Origin of the sequence: Psychrobacillus sp. NPDC093180, assembly GCF_044754065.1 — a bacterium.
GTDB lineage: Bacteria > Bacillota > Bacilli > Bacillales_A > Planococcaceae > Psychrobacillus.
This window is the reverse complement of sequence record NZ_JBIVOJ010000006.1, coordinates 109,701-130,066: the sequence shown is the minus strand read 5'-3', so window position 1 is coordinate 130,066 and position 20,366 is coordinate 109,701. Positions and strand designations below refer to the sequence as shown.

General features: G+C 34.6%; 22 protein-coding genes. 15 read left to right on the top strand and 7 right to left on the bottom strand.

What is annotated here, in order from left to right; translation table 11 throughout:
- Positions 1–198: 198 nt before the first annotated feature.
- Positions 199–1,065, bottom strand: coding sequence for an alpha/beta fold hydrolase (locus ACIP9W_RS10705; RefSeq protein WP_400789022.1), 867 nt, complete (start codon positions 1,063–1,065; stop codon positions 199–201).
- Between the two features lie 638 nt (positions 1,066–1,703).
- Between ACIP9W_RS10705 and ACIP9W_RS10700 the strand changes: the two genes are divergently transcribed.
- Positions 1,704–2,624: an iron-hydroxamate ABC transporter substrate-binding protein gene (locus ACIP9W_RS10700; protein WP_400789020.1), complete on the top strand. Its 921-nt coding sequence runs from the start codon at positions 1,704–1,706 to the stop codon at positions 2,622–2,624.
- A 253-nt stretch (positions 2,625–2,877) separates the two neighbouring features.
- Here ACIP9W_RS10700 and ACIP9W_RS10695 read toward each other — a convergent pair whose 3' ends face one another.
- Positions 2,878–3,678, bottom strand: a complete 801-nt coding sequence (locus ACIP9W_RS10695; protein WP_400789018.1) for a nucleotidyltransferase — start codon at positions 3,676–3,678, stop codon at positions 2,878–2,880.
- Positions 3,679–3,953: 275 nt separating this feature from the next.
- Here ACIP9W_RS10695 and ACIP9W_RS10690 point away from each other — a divergent pair, with 275 nt between their 5' ends.
- Complete coding sequence (locus ACIP9W_RS10690; RefSeq protein ID WP_400789016.1) at positions 3,954–4,103, top strand: hypothetical protein; 150 nt, start codon at positions 3,954–3,956, stop codon at positions 4,101–4,103.
- 751 nt (positions 4,104–4,854) lie between these two features.
- Here the strand turns inward: ACIP9W_RS10690 and ACIP9W_RS10685 are convergent.
- Positions 4,855–5,493: a 2OG-Fe(II) oxygenase gene (locus ACIP9W_RS10685; protein ID WP_400789014.1), complete on the bottom strand. Its 639-nt coding sequence runs from the start codon at positions 5,491–5,493 to the stop codon at positions 4,855–4,857.
- 263 nt (positions 5,494–5,756) lie between these two features.
- Here ACIP9W_RS10685 and ACIP9W_RS10680 point away from each other — a divergent pair, with 263 nt between their 5' ends.
- Complete coding sequence (locus ACIP9W_RS10680) at positions 5,757–6,236, top strand: DUF6985 domain-containing protein (protein WP_400789012.1); 480 nt, start codon at positions 5,757–5,759, stop codon at positions 6,234–6,236.
- Entirely contained in the window at positions 6,233–6,907 is a 675-nt protein-coding gene (locus ACIP9W_RS10675; protein WP_400789011.1) for an endonuclease V, read from the top strand. The genes ACIP9W_RS10680 and ACIP9W_RS10675 overlap by 4 nt, the downstream gene beginning before the upstream one ends.
- Before the next feature lie 246 nt (positions 6,908–7,153).
- On the opposite strand, the gene ACIP9W_RS10670 is transcribed toward ACIP9W_RS10675, so the two are convergent.
- Positions 7,154–8,773, bottom strand: a complete 1,620-nt coding sequence (locus ACIP9W_RS10670; RefSeq protein WP_400789008.1) for a PucR family transcriptional regulator — start codon at positions 8,771–8,773, stop codon at positions 7,154–7,156.
- Positions 8,774–8,969: 196 nt separating this feature from the next.
- Here ACIP9W_RS10670 and ACIP9W_RS10665 point away from each other — a divergent pair, with 196 nt between their 5' ends.
- From ACIP9W_RS10665 to ACIP9W_RS10635, 7 genes are all read left to right on the top strand, one after another.
- Complete coding sequence (locus ACIP9W_RS10665; RefSeq protein WP_400789006.1) at positions 8,970–9,860, top strand: isocitrate lyase/PEP mutase family protein; 891 nt, start codon at positions 8,970–8,972, stop codon at positions 9,858–9,860.
- Positions 9,861–10,071: 211 nt separating this feature from the next.
- Complete coding sequence (locus ACIP9W_RS10660; RefSeq protein WP_400789004.1) at positions 10,072–11,415, top strand: sodium/glutamate symporter; 1,344 nt, start codon at positions 10,072–10,074, stop codon at positions 11,413–11,415.
- A gap of 117 nt (positions 11,416–11,532) precedes the next feature.
- Positions 11,533–12,924: an MmgE/PrpD family protein gene (locus tag ACIP9W_RS10655; protein ID WP_400789001.1), complete on the top strand. Its 1,392-nt coding sequence runs from the start codon at positions 11,533–11,535 to the stop codon at positions 12,922–12,924.
- Positions 12,925–13,017: 93 nt separating this feature from the next.
- Positions 13,018–13,836 (top strand): HpcH/HpaI aldolase family protein, encoded by an 819-nt coding sequence (locus ACIP9W_RS10650; protein ID WP_400788999.1) that lies wholly within the window; start codon positions 13,018–13,020, stop codon positions 13,834–13,836.
- A 474-nt stretch (positions 13,837–14,310) separates the two neighbouring features.
- Complete coding sequence (locus ACIP9W_RS10645) at positions 14,311–14,760, top strand: hypothetical protein (protein ID WP_400788997.1); 450 nt, start codon at positions 14,311–14,313, stop codon at positions 14,758–14,760.
- Positions 14,761–14,815: 55 nt separating this feature from the next.
- A complete protein-coding gene (locus ACIP9W_RS10640; protein ID WP_400788994.1) occupies positions 14,816–15,343 on the top strand; it encodes a hypothetical protein in 528 nt (175 codons plus the stop codon).
- Between the two features lie 255 nt (positions 15,344–15,598).
- The gene (locus ACIP9W_RS10635; RefSeq protein ID WP_400788992.1) at positions 15,599–16,438 is read left to right on the top strand and encodes a hypothetical protein; all 840 of its coding nucleotides are present in this window, start codon (positions 15,599–15,601) and stop codon (positions 16,436–16,438) included.
- Positions 16,439–16,537: 99 nt separating this feature from the next.
- On the opposite strand, the gene ACIP9W_RS10630 is transcribed toward ACIP9W_RS10635, so the two are convergent.
- Together ACIP9W_RS10630 and ACIP9W_RS10625 are read right to left on the bottom strand one after the other, a co-directional pair.
- Entirely contained in the window at positions 16,538–16,990 is a 453-nt protein-coding gene (locus tag ACIP9W_RS10630; protein WP_400788990.1) for an SRPBCC family protein, read from the bottom strand.
- A complete protein-coding gene (locus ACIP9W_RS10625) occupies positions 16,987–17,331 on the bottom strand; it encodes a MerR family transcriptional regulator (protein WP_400788987.1) in 345 nt (114 codons plus the stop codon). The genes ACIP9W_RS10630 and ACIP9W_RS10625 overlap by 4 nt, the downstream gene beginning before the upstream one ends.
- A gap of 134 nt (positions 17,332–17,465) precedes the next feature.
- On the opposite strand from ACIP9W_RS10625, the gene ACIP9W_RS10620 reads away from it, so the two are divergent.
- Genes ACIP9W_RS10620 through ACIP9W_RS10610 form a run of 3 tightly spaced genes read left to right on the top strand, consistent with a single transcriptional unit; the run spans position 17,466 to position 18,269 of the window.
- Positions 17,466–17,714 carry a DUF6429 family protein gene (locus tag ACIP9W_RS10620; protein ID WP_400788985.1) on the top strand — a complete coding sequence of 83 codons (249 nt, stop codon included), beginning with the start codon at positions 17,466–17,468 and terminating at the stop codon, positions 17,712–17,714.
- Complete coding sequence (locus ACIP9W_RS10615) at positions 17,707–18,099, top strand: hypothetical protein (RefSeq protein ID WP_400788983.1); 393 nt, start codon at positions 17,707–17,709, stop codon at positions 18,097–18,099. The genes ACIP9W_RS10620 and ACIP9W_RS10615 overlap by 8 nt, the downstream gene beginning before the upstream one ends.
- A gap of 5 nt (positions 18,100–18,104) precedes the next feature.
- On the top strand, positions 18,105–18,269 hold the full coding sequence (locus ACIP9W_RS10610) for a hypothetical protein (RefSeq protein ID WP_400788980.1): 165 nt from the start codon (positions 18,105–18,107) through the stop codon (positions 18,267–18,269).
- Between the two features lie 151 nt (positions 18,270–18,420).
- Here ACIP9W_RS10610 and ACIP9W_RS10605 read toward each other — a convergent pair whose 3' ends face one another.
- Positions 18,421–19,290 (bottom strand): LysR family transcriptional regulator, encoded by an 870-nt coding sequence (locus ACIP9W_RS10605; RefSeq protein ID WP_400788977.1) that lies wholly within the window; start codon positions 19,288–19,290, stop codon positions 18,421–18,423.
- Positions 19,291–19,410: 120 nt separating this feature from the next.
- On the opposite strand from ACIP9W_RS10605, the gene ACIP9W_RS10600 reads away from it, so the two are divergent.
- Positions 19,411–20,292: a DMT family transporter gene (locus ACIP9W_RS10600; protein ID WP_400788975.1), complete on the top strand. Its 882-nt coding sequence runs from the start codon at positions 19,411–19,413 to the stop codon at positions 20,290–20,292.
- Positions 20,293–20,366: the final 74 nt, after the last annotated feature.

The window sequence follows — 20,366 nt, the reverse complement described above, 5'->3', positions numbered from 1 at the left end:
TGCAATATCATAGGGAAACTTCAGCTTCATGGCAGAAATATACGTTGCAGAAAACCAAGAGCGGTGGATAATTGTATAATTTGATCAGTTTAAATAGATAATTAACGAGATAAATAGCCTTGTTAAAAACAATTTAACAAAGCTATTTTAACTATCTTCTTCTACAGTCTTTCCCATATGTTGAAGAAGAAAATGTTATTAATAAACTAAATGATCGTTTTCTTGTTTCCACAACAGAATTTCATTAGCAACTCTATCAGGACAGTCCCAATGAAGGTGGTGTTTAGCGTTTTCTATACCAATTACCTTTAATACTTTAATACCTTTGTTAATTTCCTGTATTCCCTTTTTTCGGGCTGAATCTGTCGGTAGAACTGATGCATGAAGTAATAAAACAGGGCACTGAATACTATCAAAAGTGGTCGAACAAGGCTCTTTATAGAATGCCTTAATAATTGCTGAAATACTGAAAACATCAGCCTTAAATATATAGTTATCTTCCACTTTTTTGAAGGAAGATGCTATTAGTGAATTAAGATTTGTATCCCATTGCTTTGTTGTGTAACTTTGGTATTCTTTGACCACTTCGTCCCAAGAACCATATATACTTGATTCAACGTATTTCTTCCAATCTATCAAGGCTTTTTCCTCTGTCAGTCCATCAACATGTTCAGGAAATGCAAATCCTCCGTCTAATAAAATAACGCCACTTACCTTATTCGGAAACATTTTTGTTAAGTTTAGGCAAATGTCTGCCCCCCATGAATGTCCCAACATGTAAAAAGGTTTGTTAGTAATATTTTGTATTACTTGATAAATACGCTTTGCTAAGGAGGAAAATAGATAATCCTCCTCCAGTTTTAGTGATTCGGTTTCGCCATGTCCTGGGTTATCTATAAGAATAAGATGAAAATCATTTATTAGGTATTCAATAAGACCCGAAAAACTATTTAAATCACCAGTCATTCCATGAAGACAAACAAGTGAAGGAAGGCTATTATCACCAAATTCACTTCCGTGAAAAGTATATCCATCTACAGATATGTTAAACTCTTTCAATTTCATTCATCCCCCTAATTTTCCCTTTTATGTTAAATCCCTCAATCTGTTTACCTTCAGCTAAATGTCCCGTTTGTTGAAGGGTTATCTTTATCATAGTATCACACTTGCAAATTTAGAAAGCATTAAAAAAGTGCTACGTATCAGGTCTTTTTATTACACAGTGCGGTCCCGTTTCGACATGAATAATATCATGTCATTCCTAACGATTATCAGGGGTTAGGCGACCTCTTAATGGCCAAAAGAATTCATGCGGCACAATCATCTGCTTTTCGTTGTGTCCGCATATGGCAAGCCCTCCTAGTCTACATTTTTGAGTTTTTTGTTAATGAGATTTAATATATTAGCCACTCCTAAAAGTGAATTTACTAACAGTATTTCTTCTTGGTGCCCATGTATGGTCCATTTGTATCCTCATTCAGGCCAAATAAGCTATTTATCCTCTTCAAACGTTTTGAACGGTTGATATTTCTCTAAAATATTCTCTATCCCAGATGTTGTAAGCGAACGACCGATAAAATGAAAGTGTAGCTTAAATAGCTATTGACAAGAAATTAAAAGGAGACTAATATCTAAATAGAAATGATTATCATTATCATTTGAAAACTATAGAGATGATAACAAAAATAAAGGAGAATCTTAAATTGAAAAAACTAATCATACCATTCATTTTAATGTGTGTTCTTATCATCAGTGCTTGTAGCGATAGTACAGAGAATCAGGCAGCAGAGGATGCAAATAAAGAGGGTGAAAGTGAAACAATTACATACCAGTCTGAAAATGGTCCTATTGAAGTTCCTGCTCATCCGGAAAGAGTTGTAGTTTTGACTGGTAATGCAGGTGACTTAATATCACTTGGCATCAATATCGTAGGAGTAGACGAATGGTCTATGGAAAGTCCTTTATTTAAAGATCAATTAAAAGATGTTACAGTTGTTTCAGATGAGGCATTAGAGAAAATTATTGAATTACAACCAGATTTAATTATTGGAGCGAGTGATAGTAATAACCTAGATAAGTTGAAAAAAATTGCTCCAACAGTTATCTATACGTATAATAAAGTAGATTATTTAACACAGCATTTAGAAATTGGCAAAGTGGTAAACAAAGAAAAAGAAGCTCAAGACTGGATTGATGACTTCAAAAAACGTGCAACTACTGTAGGAAATAAAATTAAAGAAAAAATTGGTGAAAATGCAACGGTGACTGTAATGGAAAGTTACGATAAAGATATAGGTATTCTTGGCGATAGTTGGGGAAGAGGCACAGAAGTTCTTTATCAAGCAATGGGTCTGAAAATGCCTGAAAAAGTAAAGGAAATGACAAGTAAAGAAGGATACTATATGATTTCTTCTGAAGTATTACCTGACTATGTTGGGGACTACTTGATTGTTAGTAAATACAACGGCCAAGATAATTCCTATCAAAATACGGATCTATATAAAGAAATACCAGCTGTGAAGAACAATCATGTAATTGAAGTGGATGGAAATACCTTTTTGTTTAACGATTCTTTAACTTTAGATTACCAATTGAACTATTTAGAAGAACAATTTTTAAAATAGTCTGTTTTCTAAGAGTTTGTTGCTATAAATAGTATTGAATATAAATTGGATGGAGCGGTCCATTGTTTGTACCCTAACACAGCAAACTTTACGAAAAGAGCATTAAAATAGGGAACGCAGAATGTAATGATTTAGCATTCTGTGTTCTTTTTTATATATATTATCATACTTGTTGACTAACCTATAAAATCCGAAAAAGTCTAGAAAACTAGTTACTAATCTCTTAACAAATGCTCCTAATAGGGACTCAATACTAAAAGTGCACATATAGAGCATTTATCACGGTGAATAACCATATCAGTAACACGGGACCACAACAGTAGATTTCAACAAAATGGATGAACATTACTTTATAATAGCTAAGCTCGGCTTTTCGAAAACCAAAGAAATCCCCTTGACTGATTATATATATAAACGCACTGACCACCATAAGGCAGGACATGAAAACCGAACTGGTTGGCAAGGAAGTAACATAGCGCGGGTTGCCACTAGTCTCCATATAGAACGGAATGTCCAATTGCTTGCTTAATACAAAGCTTACAATGACTAGAATATAGAGGAAAAGCGAAATGTTGAACGGATGCTTGCGGTAATCGATCAGCTCCAGCATTATTTTCGTTTTTCCTTTATAATCCCAATTCTCTTCTACTTCTACTCGATCACCTCTTAAAATATACACAAACCCTGCCAGAACAAATCCACAAAGTAAATACAGCGAAAAGAGCTGAAAAAACAATGACCAGCTACAAAATAGCGCGAAGAGCAGGGGGATCATGATAATGGCAATAAGCCATTTGCTGAATGGGCGCTTATCCTGAAGCCTCATATTTAAAGCATCCCGATTATCCTTTCGATATACATATGTATCCTCATGGTACGTGGAAAATCGATTCATTATAAAAGTCACAATGACAATTGCCAATCCAATCCCAAATAAAATATAGGAAGCTTTCGGATAAATAGATACCGAATCGTAGTTGTCAATAATCCAATTGCCACTGAAAGCGACGATTAAAATGCCCAAAAACATGCTGTACGCGGATACGTGCCTCATCCAATCACCTCTTATTCTATTGGAATACGTTTATTCTTTAAATTTACGTTGTGATGAGGCGAATAGTTTCAATTTAAATTCTGACCCTGTGATAGAAACATTTACATTTATTCAAACAAATATAAAAGTAGGAATCTTCCCAATTGTTTCTGACGCCGGTAAAAAACAGGTTAGGGAGTATACTGATAAAGTAAAAAGGTTTACTTCAGTAAAATAAGGTATATTATATTTGTTGAATAGATTCTCTTTAAAGACAAGAAAAGTAGGTGAACAAAGTGGGGAAATATCAATTGGATACTAAGAGCAAGATGGCTGTGGCAAAGTATCATGAAAAACACAAGCCTGCCAAATTTGATAAAAAGCAGCAACTTGAAAAAATACGTGCCGAGTATTTGAAAAAAAAGCAAGAACAAACAGATAAATAATAAGAATGAAGACATAGGAAGACTAAAAGCTCTCTATGTCTTTTTTATTTGAAGATAGATATAGAGGTGGAAATGAGCTGGATTGATTAAAGGGAATTGTGATTAAGAATAAAGAACAGTTGTTGGTCATAACAGAAATAAGGAAAAGGGGAGGGGGAATATTTCACTTGTTTCTTTTTCAATGTACCTATTTTTAGTTACTTGGTTTGAATCATTCCAAGTTTTTCAAGTAAAGACTTTGGTTGAAAAATATCTCACTTAAGGTTCTTTCCTTCAAGAATGATAATAAATTTAACATTTATATAATTGAATTGTAATAAAATTTTTGTTAACTTAGAAGTGAAAATTTTAATGAACTTAGAAAAGGAGTGATAATAGTTGGAGATTGATGTGAAAATGAAAAAAGAAGCACGTAGAGATTTATTATGGTTTTTCATTTTTGTTGGACTACCCCTTATATCCATAATGTATTCAATCGCTGAATTTCTTTATATTTATAGATTTTGAGTCTAGTATCTCCAAACAATAATAAAAAAACTAAACATAATTCAATGAGCTTGGAAATCCATTTCCAGCTCATTTTTTGTGCATTAAGAGAACTTACAATAAATAAGACCAATTGATGCGTTAACATCGATTGGTCTTATTTATTGTACTCAGATGCAATCTCTTCTACAGTTGTAGGCATTTATTGACTCTGGATTATTCGCACATACGATAACTACCTACATTTATAATCAAAAGACTCTTCTCACCGTATTCTCTGCTTCCTCATCCACTGTGTTGCAACCCACTTCTCCCCAGTAATAACTGGTGTTCCTGCATGTAAAGTCAACTCATTTAAAGTTTGATCGTTATAGAAATACTCGAAATAAACTGCCATCCCTTTTTTAGGGGATACGGAAAAATTTAGTTTAGGGAAAGTGGTTTCTCCGCCTTCTTCTACATCATTCAAGTACATAACGAGCGTACTAATTCTATTATTGTTTGCTATTTTACTAGTGGATGAAAAGAAATCGTAGTGAGCTTTATACTCTTGACCAGGCGTATATCGAAGGATCTGAAGGCCTTCTCCGTGTTCAATGGGTATATTCATAATAGTAGAGATTCTTTTTTCAACTCTCGCAACTATTTCGTTTTCACTTTCTTCAATAAACATACTGCTGCTTGTTCTCAGTTCATTTACTTCGCGTGTTGCTCCAATTTTTGAACGCTTCATTTTGTCCCGGGACAATCTGATTAGTTCATCGCACTCTTCGTCACTTAACACATTTCCTAACATCAAGATCAATGGTTCTTCTAGTCTCGTGATTATATTAATCTCTCTATCTGTCATTATTTTATTCCCAACGTGATCAAATATAGTTTGCTCTCTGTTCTCCGTTATCATCTTTAATGCTCCTCAACTATGAAATTTATAAAACAACTACATTTTGGGTAAGAAATATACGTGTTAAAGGACTTTTTACTTTAAAAGGGTATTTTCTCCTACTTAATTCTGGAATTAATTTCATTTTATTTTATCACGGCGTTTTTATATTTCGCAACTTTGTGAAAATTTTCGCAAGCAGATTCTTATTTTATGTATCAACTAGTAGATAAAGACAATGGTAGAATAAGATAAACTTTAATTTGAAGGGTGGAGTGAGTGGAATGATTAAAAACCTTGCAACCAATGAACATTCCGAATTAGAAGGAGAAGCCTATTTAGAATTATTTGACCAAACTATTAAGCTATATATAGATCAAGATTCTGATATCGAATATGCAGAACTATGTATAACTTATTTAAACAATTTAAGCGAAGAACTGATAGTTTCTCTGTGTGAAGCATCTATTAGATACTGTAATGAATTTCTAGATGATATTGGGGAAGAGATGATCAAATTTTCTAAGCCGACAGATGTTTTAGCACATATTACACCAAACACAATATGTATTCCGAATCCTAAAAATAAAACTGAAGCTGTTATTGATTTAGAATTAAATTGTACATGGGAAGTGGAACATGGGATGGAATGGATCATACGGAATGGGGAAGTTATGTATGTTGGCCCGTATCATGGAATCAATCCATATGGAGATTGTGATAGGGGAGAAGATTGGAATTATGTAGAGGTGAATAATGTTTGAAAAACGAAGAGCTATTTAAAGTAGAACAAGAAAAATGGATACCGGAGATTTCATTAAAAAACAATTTTCAATTAGCAGATATCCATTTGGTAGCTGGCGTTGATATTGCATATTGGTCGGAAGGGCAAACTGATTTTGGGGTTTGTTGTATTGTAGTAATCGATTATATTTCCAAACAGATCGTAGAAGAAGTAGAATACTATGGACAAATAGATGTGCCGTATATTCCAGGATATTTAGCTTTTCGGGAACTTCCGTTAGTTAAGGAAGCAGTAAAAAAATTGCAAAGTAAACCGAATCTTTATATGTTTGATGGAAATGGGTATCTGCATTACAGGAAAATGGGGATTGCCACACATGCTTCCTTTTATTTGAATAAACCTACAATCGGCGTTGCCAAAAGTTATTTGAAAATAAAAGAAACAGATTTTGACATGCCTAATAACGAAGTGGGAAGTTTTACATATATTAAAGTTGATGGAGAAATATATGGAGCAGCATTAAGAACGAGAAAAGATGTAAGGCCAATTTTTATATCATGTGGTAACTGGATAGATTTAGAGACTTCCATAAAAATCACACTCCACTTTGTAGAAAAAAATAGCCGTCAACCAATTACAACACGATACGCAGATTTAGCTACTCATGAGAGTAGAAAGAAATATTCTTAGTAGATTCAATACTGCTTTTTTTATAGGAGAAAACAGAGCTTTTATTCAATAAGAAAATAATCTGAAACAGATGAGAATAGTACAATCTGGTTTGCTCTGGTTAAAACCAATCCAAAAAGCATGTAGCAAATAAATAAAATGCCCATATATCGATTAAATAGATCGCGATATATGGGTATTTGTCATACGTACCGGAAAGGTAAGCTTATTTTAATAATTCGTGCTTACATTCCGATTATTAACCACCTAGCTTGTGAGTGCTCCTAGGTCAAGAGCTACCTGAACCCAAAATTGACATCTCGACGAAGTTAAACGGCATTGTAAAAGTTCTTCAATTTTTTCAATTCGGTAACGTAAAGTATTTCGATGAATGTGTAGAGCTTCAGCAGTTTTTTCTCTATTAAAGTCATTTATTACGAGGCTTTTAAGTGTGTCATAAAGTATTTCTCCACGTTGTGAAAAAAATTCATTTGGTAGAATGGCTCTGCGAAGTTCATTAGCCTGTTCTGGTGTGATCCCTTGATAAAGAAGTATTTCTCGTCGTAATTCATCTGAAAAATATGCTCCTCCCTCAGAATACAGAGTCCTAACTATTGATGATAGTGACTTTGCATCATCATAACTCTGATTCAAAGAGTGGCATTCCGTTTTAATCCCACCAAATAGCAATGTTAGGGATGTCGTTTGTTTTAAATACATGTGCATTTTTTTTAGATTATCTTTCAGTTGTAGAATATCTAAATCAGAAGAGATTATGAGGACCAATTGTTGTTGATAAATCTGGCAAAAACCGTCTATTCCTTCTGAATCATTAAGCCAACTTTGACATTTTTCACGTATAGAGCTTAATTTTTGTGCATCGGACGATTGCCTATTTAAATCAGTGATTACAATTCCAGTTATCCACTGTTTGCTCCTTTTAAGTCCGAGATTGTTTAACTTTCCTTCCACTATACTTGAAGCAATCTCAGACTTTTCAAACAGCAGTTCAAGTACTTCGAATTGGGTTAGTTTTAGTTTTGCTGCTATTTCCTTTTGTTTCAAGTACAAATCTGTCAGAACCGAGCTCGTATATTCAAGGATTTTAAATTCCTTTGCTTGCTCACCATCTTTTTCAAAGTTGGGTAGCCAAAGAATGCCCCATACATCGGTTCCTATATATAAAAGAACAGCAACTCCACTTTGAAATTCAGGATTTGTAAAATAGATAATCTGCGTTGCCTGTTTGGATGAATTATCTTGTGAAATAGAATGGTCCAATTTATCGGACCAATTTTTAATTAGAAGTAGAGGATTGAACTTGGAATGATTATCATCCGGAATGGCTTGAGTTAATATTTTTTGATCAGATGTTGTCAAGATTACAGGGCTATTAAAATAGGACGCTAAGATTCTACAAGTCTCTTTATAGTTACCGGAAGATTTTAAATCCTCTGTGAGGTCTGGAGATATGGAGTTCATTAACTCATTTTTTCTGAATTGTTTGTTCATAATAAGTTGATTAATAGCTTTTGTTACTTTCACAAATGGTACATCAAAGGGCATTTCTAAAATTGGAATACTATGATTGTCTCCAAAATCAATAGCAGCAGGAGGACAATCCATAAGATAATGTCCTGTCGCAAAAATTATACCAGAGACCTGATGGTTCAAGAGCGATTGAAGTAAATCTTCTTCAAGAACAGGATTGTTTGGCCATCCTTTTCCACTTGTTAAAAGAAGTTCTCCACCCTCTAAAAAATGCGCAATCTTATTACCCCCCATCACATGTGTCCAACTTACTCTCCGAGACAGCCCGCCTTGACCTGAACGTACTGTTACACTACTTAATTCTGATAGAGATAAAGATTCCTCAACAGTAATCATGAGTTTTCCTCCAATGTGCAAAATGTACAAAAAAATTCAAAAATCCGTTTTACTTTTGAGCATAACTGTACCATAGTTTCAATTGTACAGAAGTGTTAGTATACAAACAAGTCAGAAAATTGGGGTGATTTACAAATTAGATAATACTAATGTATACAAAATTTTATTCTATAACTGCACAGGAGGAAGGAGAAAAATGATGCACCCTGCAACAAGGTTGAAAGAATTCATTCATAATAAAAAGATATTGGTGATGCCGGGAGCCTATGATGCACTTTCAGCGAGATTAATAGAAAGAGCAGGCTTTGATGCTATTCAAATCTCAGGATATGGTTTAAGTGCTTCTTATTTAGGAATGACAGACGCAAGTTTTACCAATTTGACAGATGTTTTTACGATTACGAAAAATATTGCTAATGCTGTAGAAATCCCCGTTATGACAGATGCTGACACTGGCTATGGAAATGCGGTTAACACTGCTTGGACAATTCGACAGCTAGGTTTAGCTGGAGCAGCTGGAGCGAATCTTGAAGATCAAGTCTTTCCTAAAATTTGCGGCAATCTGGAAGGAAAAGCCCTTATTTCCATGGAAGAAATGGTTGGAAAAATTAGAGCTGCAGTTGATCATAAGACACATCCCGATTTCGTCATTAATGCGAGAACAGATGCAGTAGGAGTTACTGGATTAGAGGATGCTATTAGACGTGGTAATGCGTATGCAGAAGCTGGTGCGGACATGATTTATATTTCTAGTCCTCCTTCAGTAGAAATTATAAAAACATTAGTAAAAAAAATAAATGCACCCATCAGTATCAATATGCGTGAAGGTGGGTTAACTCCGGATTTGACGGTAAAAGAATTTGAGGAACTAGGAGTGGCTCGACTTAGCGTTCCATTAACTACTATGTTCGCTGCGGCAAGAGGAGTAGAACAAGCATTAAATCATTTAAAGGAAAACGGTACTGCAGAACATTATGACGGACTCATGTCTTTTGAAGAACTAAATGTCATAACGGATGAGAAGTTAATACGTTGTCAAGAAAAGAAGTATGGAGTGCAGCGTGAGCCTTATAATAGTGCTGAATAATTATATATTTAGACTATGTTTTGTACAACACAAGTGAAAGCGCTTTCTAACAGAGGATACAAAAAGATTTTTTAAGGGTTATTTATGAGAATTTTTAAAAAATAATTTGAGATAGGTAATTGTTATAGGTTAGTGCTGTGCTTATAACATGTGAAGTCTTAGCCTAGTTCAAGGGGTGTATTAAATAGCTCAAAAATGGGGAGAGATGCAGATGGAAATGACATTATTAAGTTTACAAGGTGATGTTGTTATACTTGGTGTTTTCTTAATTATTGGTTTTATTCTTAGAGAGGTAATAAAACCACTACAAAAGATATTTATTCCAGCTTCAGTTATTGGAGGAGTCATAGCATTAATTAGCGGACAGCAATTACTTGGTTGGGTTGAAATTCCTAGTTCCTTCTCACAGTTTTCAGGTGTACTAATTAATATAATCATGACTGCCCTCATATTAGGAATTAGCATGAACTTTGAAAAAGCTAAATCCTATTTGGATTACACGTTAATTTCACTTGGAATCTATGGTTTACAAGCCGCAGTGGGAATATTGCTAGGGGTTGCTTTAATTATATTCTGGCCAATGCTACCTGAAGGCTGGGGCGTCATGGGTGTATTCTCTTTCTTTGGTGGACATGGTACAGCAGGTGCTGCCGGAGCGGTCTTTGGAGACCTAGGAATTGAAGGTAACCTGGGGATAGGGATGATCTTATCGACAATAGGTTTGATTTCTGGCGTAGTAATAGGAATGATAATTGTAAACTATGGTATTCGAAAAGGCTGGGCTCAATATATTCAAGATGCTAAGACAAGACCTAATTGGTTTTACGGTGGAAGCTTACCAAAAGATCAGCAGAAGAGCATAGGAACTGAGAAGGTAACCTCTATGAGTATTAATAGTCTTGCACTGCAATTTGGCCTAATATTTGTAGCGATGTTTTTAGGAAAAGTATTGATACAGTCTCTAACATTAATTCTTCCATTTCTTAGTGTTTTACCGGAGTTAACTTATGGAATGGTGGGGGCCCTAATATTATGGCCAATTATGATCTTCTTTAAATTAGATCGTTATGTTGATAAGAAAACAATTAATAGCATAAATGGATTGTTATTAGAGCTTGTTATCTTAACAGCTATTGCGACAATAAGTATAGAGCTTGCGACAAAATTCTTTGTTCCGATTATGATTTATTCTTTAATAATGGTAACTATGACGATATTTATATCATTATATTTCTGCAAAAAGTTCTGTTCTACAGAATGGTTTGAAAAGGCAATGGCGTTATTTGGAGCTGGAACTGGACATGCAGGGGTTGCTCTTATGCTGGTTAGAACTGTAGATCCTGATTCAAAAAGTGGTGCAGGTGAGGCGTTGGGGGTTGCTTCTGGACTCACAGCATGGCTAAAGTTTTTCCCGGCCCTTCTGCCTATATTGATTTTAGAAGGTATGCAAATTTCACTGATTCTAATGTTTGGATTAGGAATTGGTGCCCTTGTTTTAGGATGGTTGTTATTTGCTAAAAAAAGCAAACTAGGAATCCTGCAAAATTTAAAATAACAGTTAAAAATACCTATATGTATAGGACACTAATTGTGGTTCGACATTACCTTAAACATTCCTCTAATAGTAGTGGTAATTATTAAATGACTCGTATTTTGTTAGGAGAGAGACAATTTGAGTGTAGAACTTGATGATAATGTAATTATCAATAAAACAAAGGTATTATCAAACTTTTTAGCTAAAACTACCCTTGCTGATATCCCTGTTGAGGTAGTAGAAAGAGCAAAATTAACAATAGCTGATACGTTGGGGGTCGCAATTAACGGGTCAATAGAACCTGAAATGCAAAAACTATATGAGCGACTACCTCAAGGTGGAGAAATATCTATTATAAGGAAAGGATTTCCTAAAACTAGCGACATCTCAATGGCAGGATTAGCTAATGCAACTGCAATATGTTTTGTAGAGTTGGACGAAGGTGCACCACCAAGTGGACATCCAGCTTTACATGTATTACCGCCTACTTTAGCGATGTCACAACTTCTAGGTAAATCGGGATCTGAGTTCCTTGAAGCTTTTATACTTGGATACGAGGTTCATTTTAGAGTACAAAAAGCTACTGTGTTACAAGAGTCAGTATATCCCCATGGGAATACTGGTCATGTAGGTGCTGTAGTAGCGGTAGGAAAGTTACTTGGTTGGAATGCTGAGCAGTTTCGCCAGGGAATAAATTGTGCAGCGGCATTACCGCTTGGGACGTCTTATGAGCCATGTCTAGCAGGCTCTACAATTGCTAGTGTTTTTCCATCCTTATCTGCACCAATTGTATTTATTATTAAAGATTTAATCGAAAGTGGTTTTACAGGCTATGACAATGCATTAAGTGATACATTCGGTAAGATTTTAGGGGAGAGCTTTGACCCACAGGTCTTGACAGAAAAATTGGGTGTTGATTTCGGAATCATGAATAATCATTTTAAATTTCACGCAACATGCGGTGTTATTCACCCAAGTTTAGAAGCAATTGCGGATGCCTTGAATTTCACATTACAACATGGGGAATATCCACCTTACAAATCTGACGTATTACTTAATCCTAATGATATAATGAGCATCAAAATCAGAGTCAATAATATCCGGGCTTTACGACTAATGAATCTAGCAGAGAATAAAAAACTTTCTGCAAAATTTTCTCTACCTTTTGCTGTAGCAACCTATTTGGTAACAGGAAATGCAAATGTAGAAAGCATTTGTAAGGAATCTTTAGAAAACCCTCAAGTAAGAATGCTTGAAAAACTTGTAAGTCTAGAGGTAGATCCAGAGATTAATATAAAAAACTCTAAAAATATATTAGCAAAGGTAACTATAAAGTTAAAAAATGGTGAAGTTATAACTGGAAAATGTCAAAAGATATATGGGCGTTCGGAGAATCCATCAAAGGATATTGATATATTCAATAAATTCATCTCATTGACTGACGGTATTTTAGATGAAGAAAAGAAAAATAGTATTTGGAGGAGAATTACTAGTTTAGAAGAATTAGAAAATATGAGAGAAATATTTTGATTGTGTAAAAGACATTGATAGAACGATATAATAGTTGAGCTTTTTCAATGTGTTAGTTAAGTGAAGAATTATTTGATTAGGAGGAATTTAATCATGAATTTTCGACCTAGACAAAATCGTATTTTAGAAGCTTTAAAAGAAGGAAGAATTCCTTTAGGCATGGAAGTTTACACAAGCAATCCATCTTTAATAGAGATTATTGGATATGCGGGATTTGATTTCTATAAACTAGATATGGAACATACACGTATCAACCCTGAAACAATGGAACATTGTATTCGCGCTGCGGATGCGGTTGGGATTACCACTTTAGTCAAGGTTCCGGATCTTAATCCTATAACTATTATGCATGCAATAGAAGCCGGGGCTCAAGCAATTTCCGTTCCACATATTAAAAATAAGGAGGATGCACGAAAAGCTGTTAACGCAGTACGTTATCCACCTGAAGGAAACCTTGGCTCGTGCTCTTCTATTCGTTCGGCATGTTATTCTACAAAAGGTTGGGATCATTATTTACAGCATCATAGTAAACAAACCATGCTTATGGCAGTTCTTGAAGACAAAGAAGCAATCGACAATGTGGAGGAGATTTTTGCAGAGTTAAAACCAGGGGTAGATGCGGTATCATTTGGTCGGGGAGATCTTGCTCAATCGCTTGCAAAACCAGGAGAAGAAGTGGATTGGGATCATCCTTTTGTTATGGAAGCTTATGAAAAGGTATTAGAAGTTTCTAAGAAAACAGGAATTCCGGTAAATGCAGTTCCATGGCCAGAAGCGACAAATGAAAACGTTAAAGCTGCAATAGATAAAGGTGCGAGAATATGTCTCTATACGATCGATCAACTTCTTTTCTACGAGGCCTGTCAGAATATTGTCAAGGATATGGAAGGAATACTGAATGGTGGAAAGTAATCTAGTCCTCCCATTATTCTAAGACACTTAATAACCTGCCCTTAGGTGAATTGGTGCAATTAACTAGGTTGCTTCGTATTTCTGTTCTTAATAATGATAACTAACTTCACTTTAAGGGTTCAATTAACAAGGCTTTGTTCCTACTCACTTATAAATACGCTATTTTACAAATAAACAGAATCCATTTTGAAAATAGATGATCAAAATGGATTCTTATCCAATAGATTTACTTTCAAATTTTTTTTGTTAGAGCCTCAACTAAAGCAACAAGCCTGCAAGAAAAAATCTATCAAACTCCTAAGAACTTCATTAATTTCTCTTACAAGAATACTCCTAAACACAAATGACAATCTTAGAATTAAACCTAGTAACCATAATACAAGTAATAAATTTTTCGTACATAATCTCTTTGGTATAAACCTAACCAGAATAGTTAATGATAAAAAAATACATAAAAATAGGATGTGTTGATTTATGTTTTTTATAATCATTTCAATCATCACTTTCAGTATGGTTATTTACTTTATGCCTAAGCGTATGACGATTATGGAGATGTACGCAACTTCGTGGTTTGCATTAACCTTTGTATTAACTGCTGATTTATATCTGTCCTACAAACACCACTTTTATGGTTATTTTTCAGAAGGTGATTGGGAATATAAAACATTGATTATCCACTTTGGTGTCTTTCCAACCTACAATGCTATTTTCTTGAACTTTTTCCCCCAAAAAAGATGGGGGCAATTGATGTATATACTTGGCCATTCGCTAATTTTAGTAGGATATGAATGGGCATCAATTCAAGCAGGTGCTTTTTATTATAAGGAATGGAAATTATGGTATTCAGCGCTTCTTTATCCGATCATCTTGCTTATTCTTTACTTGAACTTGAAAATACTACGGATACTTATGAAAAGAAATTAACGATTGTTTAATGCGCTGTAATGATTTGTCACCCCTTATAGAAAGGCTTAATAAAATGAAAAAAACAAATGAATATAAATCTCCTATCGCTGCTTTATTTTGGTCAGTCACGATGATTGGTTTCGGCCAAATTTATAATGGTCAATATATTTTTGGAGCATTCCTTGTTTTGTTTGAAATTTCTACGAACGGACTTTCTAGTTTAAATACGTCTATTGTCCATTCATTCCATGGCGATCACCAACTAGCACACGATGTGTTCAATCATCAATGGGGTTTATTCTATCCATCTGTTTATGGTTTTTCTATGTGGCAGGCTTATAACAAAGCAATCGTTATTAATTGTCAACGAGAGAAGAAAGATTATCCTAAAGAGACATATTTAACTGGTTTTTTTATATTATTTGTTATGGGAATGAATTTAGGAGTTTACTACCATGACTGTTTTTTAAATGGAAATCACTTTTTTTCATTTTTATCTAGTCCGATATTTAACGGATTATGCTGGGGGATTATCTTTGGTTTTGCTGGTCACTTAGCGGAGAAGTATATAAAGTCAAAAAGAAAAAAATTTAAAGAATAAGTTACATCTAATAAACTTTTTCCTAACTCTCAATTTTTCTTCTATCATATAGCAGAAGTTTCTAATGTGGTAATATTAGAAATTATAATAAAAAATGATGGAATAGAAATATAGAAAGAGTTAAAACACGACCTACCGTATGTTAGAAGGAACTTTACTCCAATCTGACGATTCGCATTATTCCGCATGAAAAAAAACTGTATTCTATATGTTTTTCAGATATAATATACTGTTTAACGAAAGGAGTGGTTAGGGTTGTTCAAAAGAATAAGTAAGGTAGTTCTGATAACTGTTTTTGCGTTGGGTATTATAAGCTTTAGTAACATACAAGTAGACGCATCCACTAACAAAGTTATGTGGGGTAAAACAGCATTAAAACAAGGACAAATTGGTAAGGTAACCATTCTAGCAGATACGAATTTAGTGAAAATAGGTTCAAATGGATCACTCAATAAAGTACGCACTTTGAAAAAAGGCGAAGAATATAGAGTTTATACGTATAAAGGAACAAATGGGGGTTTATATGGTTTAGGAGCAAGTAGCTACGTACAAAAAGGTGCTCAAGTGAAATATGAAACTCCATCTAAAAGCAAGCTTGCATTGCTTAATAAAGAAGTAATTGGTGATCTTACTCCAAAGGCTGGGATGAAACTTGAGTATTCCCCTAGCTTTACTGAGAATACACAAAAGGAATTTACTACGAATACTTCATATGATTCTGTATATGATATAACGAGAGCTTCTTTAATTTATAAAGGTAATTCCATAGATGGTTTTACTTATATTGAGTTAAAGGATCGTCTAGTATTTGGTGTAAGTCATACCGATTGGATATTACTCGATATTGCTTATCCATTGACGGAAGGAAAACAAACAAAGGAGTATTATCCAGTAGGTGACAACGGTGAAGCTTTTTATAAGGTAAATGTAGAAAGTACAACTAGCACAATTAAAGTAAAAGCGGGAACATTCGACAACGTGGTAGTTGTTCGTATTCAGAATGGGGATACGTATTACCTAGCACCAGGAATCGGTATTATCAAGCTTGTCGATAAAAACGGTACACTTAAAGCAGAATTATTATCTTTCAAATAAAGCAAAAACCAGACTACAAGCGATAAGCTAAGTCTGGTTTTCTTTTATGAATTTGTAACTTTGGATGCATTTTATTCCTCTCCTGTAGCTGTTTATGTTTTAAAGCTCCAATGCTTCTCGTTCCACTTTTTCCATAAATTCTTGGACCACTTTATTATTACTTTTTTCACTGCCCAATTTTAGCATCGCTCGCCCTACAAAATTCACTCCTTTATTTTGCCCCTCGTAAACGAATTTCGTCTGATTGTCGTCTATTTTATACAAGGTAAAACTAAACGTAATTTCAAAAGCTTTACCTAATACAAAGCTCACTTTTTTGTGTTTTTTCTCTGGTAGGTCTTCATAAGCTAATGTTTCCACGATATATGTCTCTACCCGTTTTCCTTCTCGGTAACTTTGCCGGTGTTTTGCACCTACCTCATTTTCCTGCTTTTCTATAAGCACGTGATCTTCTACTTTGTCCATAATTTTATAAATGTTTTTATCCAGAAATAAGCTCCATACTTTTTCAATATTAGCTTCTATTATTGTTTCTTCTTTCCACTTGATCAATCTGCATTCTCCCTTCCTGATTCAAGAAATTCATCTAGCTCTTCTAATTTCGTTGTTAGTTCATTTATTTGAAGTGTTATAGCATTTCTTTTTTGTTGCAACAGTTTCTCTAGATTAGCAAAAGACTCATCTTCCATTACTGAAATCATTTCTTGTATCGTAAATCCAAAGCCTTTCAGTTTCACTAAAAGCACAGCTAGAAAATAGCTACCATCATCGTAGTAGCGGTATTTGTTAACTGGATCAATGTAAGCTGGTTCCAGTAATTTTACTTCTGCATAGTATCGTAAGGTCTCCTTGCTTAGCCCTGTTAGCTCTGCAAATTCACTAATTTTATACATTCTGTGCCTCCCGTTTTTATTATAAACTGTGGGGTGCACCACAGAGTCAATCCATTTTGCTAAAATATATCTCATTGTATAATAGATATAGTAAATAAATCAGAGTACTTATTAAAGGTAGGTGTATGGAAAAAATGAAAAAAGAAATCGAAGAATTGACATTACTTCTACTGTATTTAACTTCTTGGAAGGAAGAAGATATTCCGGAAACAATGCGAAGAAGCTGGAAGGGCTATTCATTCGAAGCACTCGATCAATTAAAGGTTCAAGATTATTTACGTGGCGGCACCAAGTCAAAATCTGTTTATTTAACAGAAGCAGGGATAGAAGAAGCAAAGCAACTGATGGAAAAATATTTAGGGGGAGAGAGAAACAGTGAATAATTTAATCGTATTTAGTGAATTGCATCAATATTTTTCAAACTTTGACATGAGATTGACGATTGCTGAAAAGAACTTAATTATAGGTTATAAACCCTTTTCATATGCTGGTATGCAGCCGAAGTTCGCTACATTACATGGAAGTAAAAATTACCAGTGTTTAATCCTTCATGTAGCGCCAGGGGACAAAGAGACTGATTTAGGTGAACAACTTCAGCAGCAAATTCAGGAGCAGCTAGCTTTTGATATTGCCAAGCTAAGAAAGTTCAAATTGAAAAATAATGAATTATATATTCCTCTGGAAGTAGTGGACACGAAGGAAAAAATGAACATTTTAAAAGAGTTCATACTACAATGCTTTGAAGCAAGAAAAAAAAATGGAGGATGATGCTCATGAAATGCGGAGCAAGATGCTTTACTGTTCAAGCTGAAATAAATGGCAAGCTACAATCCATACCAGTGACGGCAAGGACCTCTGTTCAAGCACGGAAAGTAGCACGGCTAGAGTATGGAGAGCAGTTGAACATTATATCGGTGAAGGCTGATCCAGTAAATTAAAGATTATCTATTGTAGTAATCCTATGGGAAAGGGGGAGCCAGTAGCGGAATTCGAGGTTTTAAAAGTATCAATTATATCATTAAGCCATAAAAAATAACCCATACTTGAGTGCAGAGCTCAGATGGGTTAGAAATAAGGGATAAACACAAATCATTCTCTCCTTCGAAAGGATAAATATTCTAAAAATCGCTTAGCCGCAAGTGAAAGTGATTTTTGTTCTCTCATCCCAATACCGATATTTCGGTAAGCAGGCACTTCCAGCTCTTTTGCGATTATTTGGTATGGAATACGCTGTAAAATCAATTCTGGTAATATGCTGATTCCTAGTCCGTTTTCTACCATCGACATAATGGCATAGTCATCCCAAGTCGTAAAATGAATTTGTGGTGTGATTTCGTGTTGCGCAAAAATCTCGGAGATCTCCGCTTTTGCTCCCTTTTCCAATAGCATAAATGGACTGTTCGATAACTCTTTTATTGGAAACTTATCGCAATCCACGAGAGGATGATCTTCGGGAATTACTACTAACAAACGGTCTTGCTCCACAAAAATAGTTTCCATTTCCCCTTTTGTCGGGAGTCGTAAAAATCCAAAGTTGACCCGCCCTTCGATAATCCAATTTTCGATTTCTGTATAATCCCCTAATAATAATTCAAAATCAATCCCCGGATAATCTTTCCTAAAAATTTTAATGATGTTAGGTAACCAATGTGTCGCTACGCTTGAAAAGGTTCCAATCCGAATGATTCCAGTTTGTATATCGTGTAATTCCTCAATCTGTATCTGGAGCATTTCATGTTCGTTACAAACTCGTTTTAACTGAGGTAATAACTTTAAGCCATCAGACGTTAGAGTGATACCTCCGCGTCCTCTTTCAAATAGTAAAATTCCCCATTCTGATTCTAAATCGTTAATCATTCGACTGATCCCAGACTGCGTATAGTTTAATTCTTGAGCAGCTCTTGTAAAGCTCCCATATTCAACGGCTTTCACAAAGGCCATATATTTTTGGATATTCATATTCTTCACTCCTTTCCATGCGATTTTGTTATGTATAACATGACAAACATTTGATTTTGGAATACTTGTTAATATGCTAATCTACTACTACTAGAAAATCAAGTTGGAAAGAGGGAGCGTATGAAATCTAAGATTCAGTTTATATTATCGATGATAATTTTTGGCACCATTGGTTTAGTAGTTCGGTACATTGATCTATCGGCAAGTGAAAGAGCTTTACTAAGTAGTTTTTTAGGATGTTTATTTTTGCTACTAATCTTCATCCTAATGAAGAAAAAAATAGTCTGGACTGCAGTAAAATCGAATGCATTATTTTTAATTTTTTCTAGTATTGCATTAGGAGGAAATTGGATTTTTCTTTATCAATCATACGACCATACGACACTTGCCAATGCAACACTAGGTTATTACTTTGCTCCTGTATTTGTAATGATTCTTTCGCCACTTGTACTTCGGGAACCATTATCCATGAAAAAAATTGTGTGTATTCTCGTTGCAATTATAGGAATGGTACTAATTGTGGGGGAAGGGCTGAGTGCACCCGATTCAGAGGATCTTCTTGGACTTTCCTTTGGATTAATCGCTGCTGCATTTTATGCGGCGTTATTGCTTCTAAATAAATTTATTAAAGAGATAGGGAAGTTAGAGTTGACCATTATTCAGCTTGGAACGACTTCTTTACTATTACTACCATATGTTTTATTGACGGAAGGCTTTGGAATTTTTGCATTATCCAGTTCTTCGATTCCTTTTATCTTCCTATTAGGGATTGTCAATACAGGTATTGGATTTCTGTTGTTTTTCTCTGGTATGGAAAATTTAAAAGGGCAAAGCATTGCGATGCTAAGTTATGTAGATCCGTTTGTAGCTATCATGATTTCTGCACTTATTCTGCAAGAGCAAATGACAATCGTTCAAATATTCGGTGGTGTATTGTTACTAGGCTCCACATTTATTAGCGAAATTGGATTCAGTCGCTTTTCCAAACAAGTTATAAAGTGAATAGCGATAGACAATAATTTAAAATTTCTTCTTTAGATTTAGAATTAGTATAAAATAAAGAAAAGATATAGACA

Bases quoted from the DNA above. Each gene is read 5' to 3' on its own strand.
- ACIP9W_RS10705 (WP_400789022.1), bottom strand. From the start codon at position 1,065: ATGAAATTGAAAGAGTTTAACATATCTGTAGATGGATATACTTTTCAC.
- ACIP9W_RS10695 (WP_400789018.1), bottom strand. From the start codon at position 3,678: ATGAGGCACGTATCCGCGTACAGCATGTTTTTGGGCATTTTAATCGTC.
- ACIP9W_RS10685 (WP_400789014.1), bottom strand. From the start codon at position 5,493: ATGATAACGGAGAACAGAGAGCAAACTATATTTGATCACGTTGGGAAT.
- ACIP9W_RS10680 (WP_400789012.1), top strand. From the start codon at position 5,757: ATGATTAAAAACCTTGCAACCAATGAACATTCCGAATTAGAAGGAGAA.
- ACIP9W_RS10670 (WP_400789008.1), bottom strand. From the start codon at position 8,773: ATGATTACTGTTGAGGAATCTTTATCTCTATCAGAATTAAGTAGTGTA.
- ACIP9W_RS10665 (WP_400789006.1), top strand. From the start codon at position 8,970: ATGATGCACCCTGCAACAAGGTTGAAAGAATTCATTCATAATAAAAAG.
- ACIP9W_RS10660 (WP_400789004.1), top strand. From the start codon at position 10,072: ATGGAAATGACATTATTAAGTTTACAAGGTGATGTTGTTATACTTGGT.
- ACIP9W_RS10650 (WP_400788999.1), top strand. From the start codon at position 13,018: ATGAATTTTCGACCTAGACAAAATCGTATTTTAGAAGCTTTAAAAGAA.
- ACIP9W_RS10645 (WP_400788997.1), top strand. From the start codon at position 14,311: ATGTTTTTTATAATCATTTCAATCATCACTTTCAGTATGGTTATTTAC.
- ACIP9W_RS10640 (WP_400788994.1), top strand. From the start codon at position 14,816: ATGAAAAAAACAAATGAATATAAATCTCCTATCGCTGCTTTATTTTGG.
- ACIP9W_RS10625 (WP_400788987.1), bottom strand. From the start codon at position 17,331: ATGTATAAAATTAGTGAATTTGCAGAGCTAACAGGGCTAAGCAAGGAG.
- ACIP9W_RS10620 (WP_400788985.1), top strand. From the start codon at position 17,466: ATGAAAAAAGAAATCGAAGAATTGACATTACTTCTACTGTATTTAACT.
- ACIP9W_RS10610 (WP_400788980.1), top strand. From the start codon at position 18,105: ATGAAATGCGGAGCAAGATGCTTTACTGTTCAAGCTGAAATAAATGGC.
- ACIP9W_RS10605 (WP_400788977.1), bottom strand. From the start codon at position 19,290: ATGAATATCCAAAAATATATGGCCTTTGTGAAAGCCGTTGAATATGGG.
- ACIP9W_RS10600 (WP_400788975.1), top strand. From the start codon at position 19,411: ATGAAATCTAAGATTCAGTTTATATTATCGATGATAATTTTTGGCACC.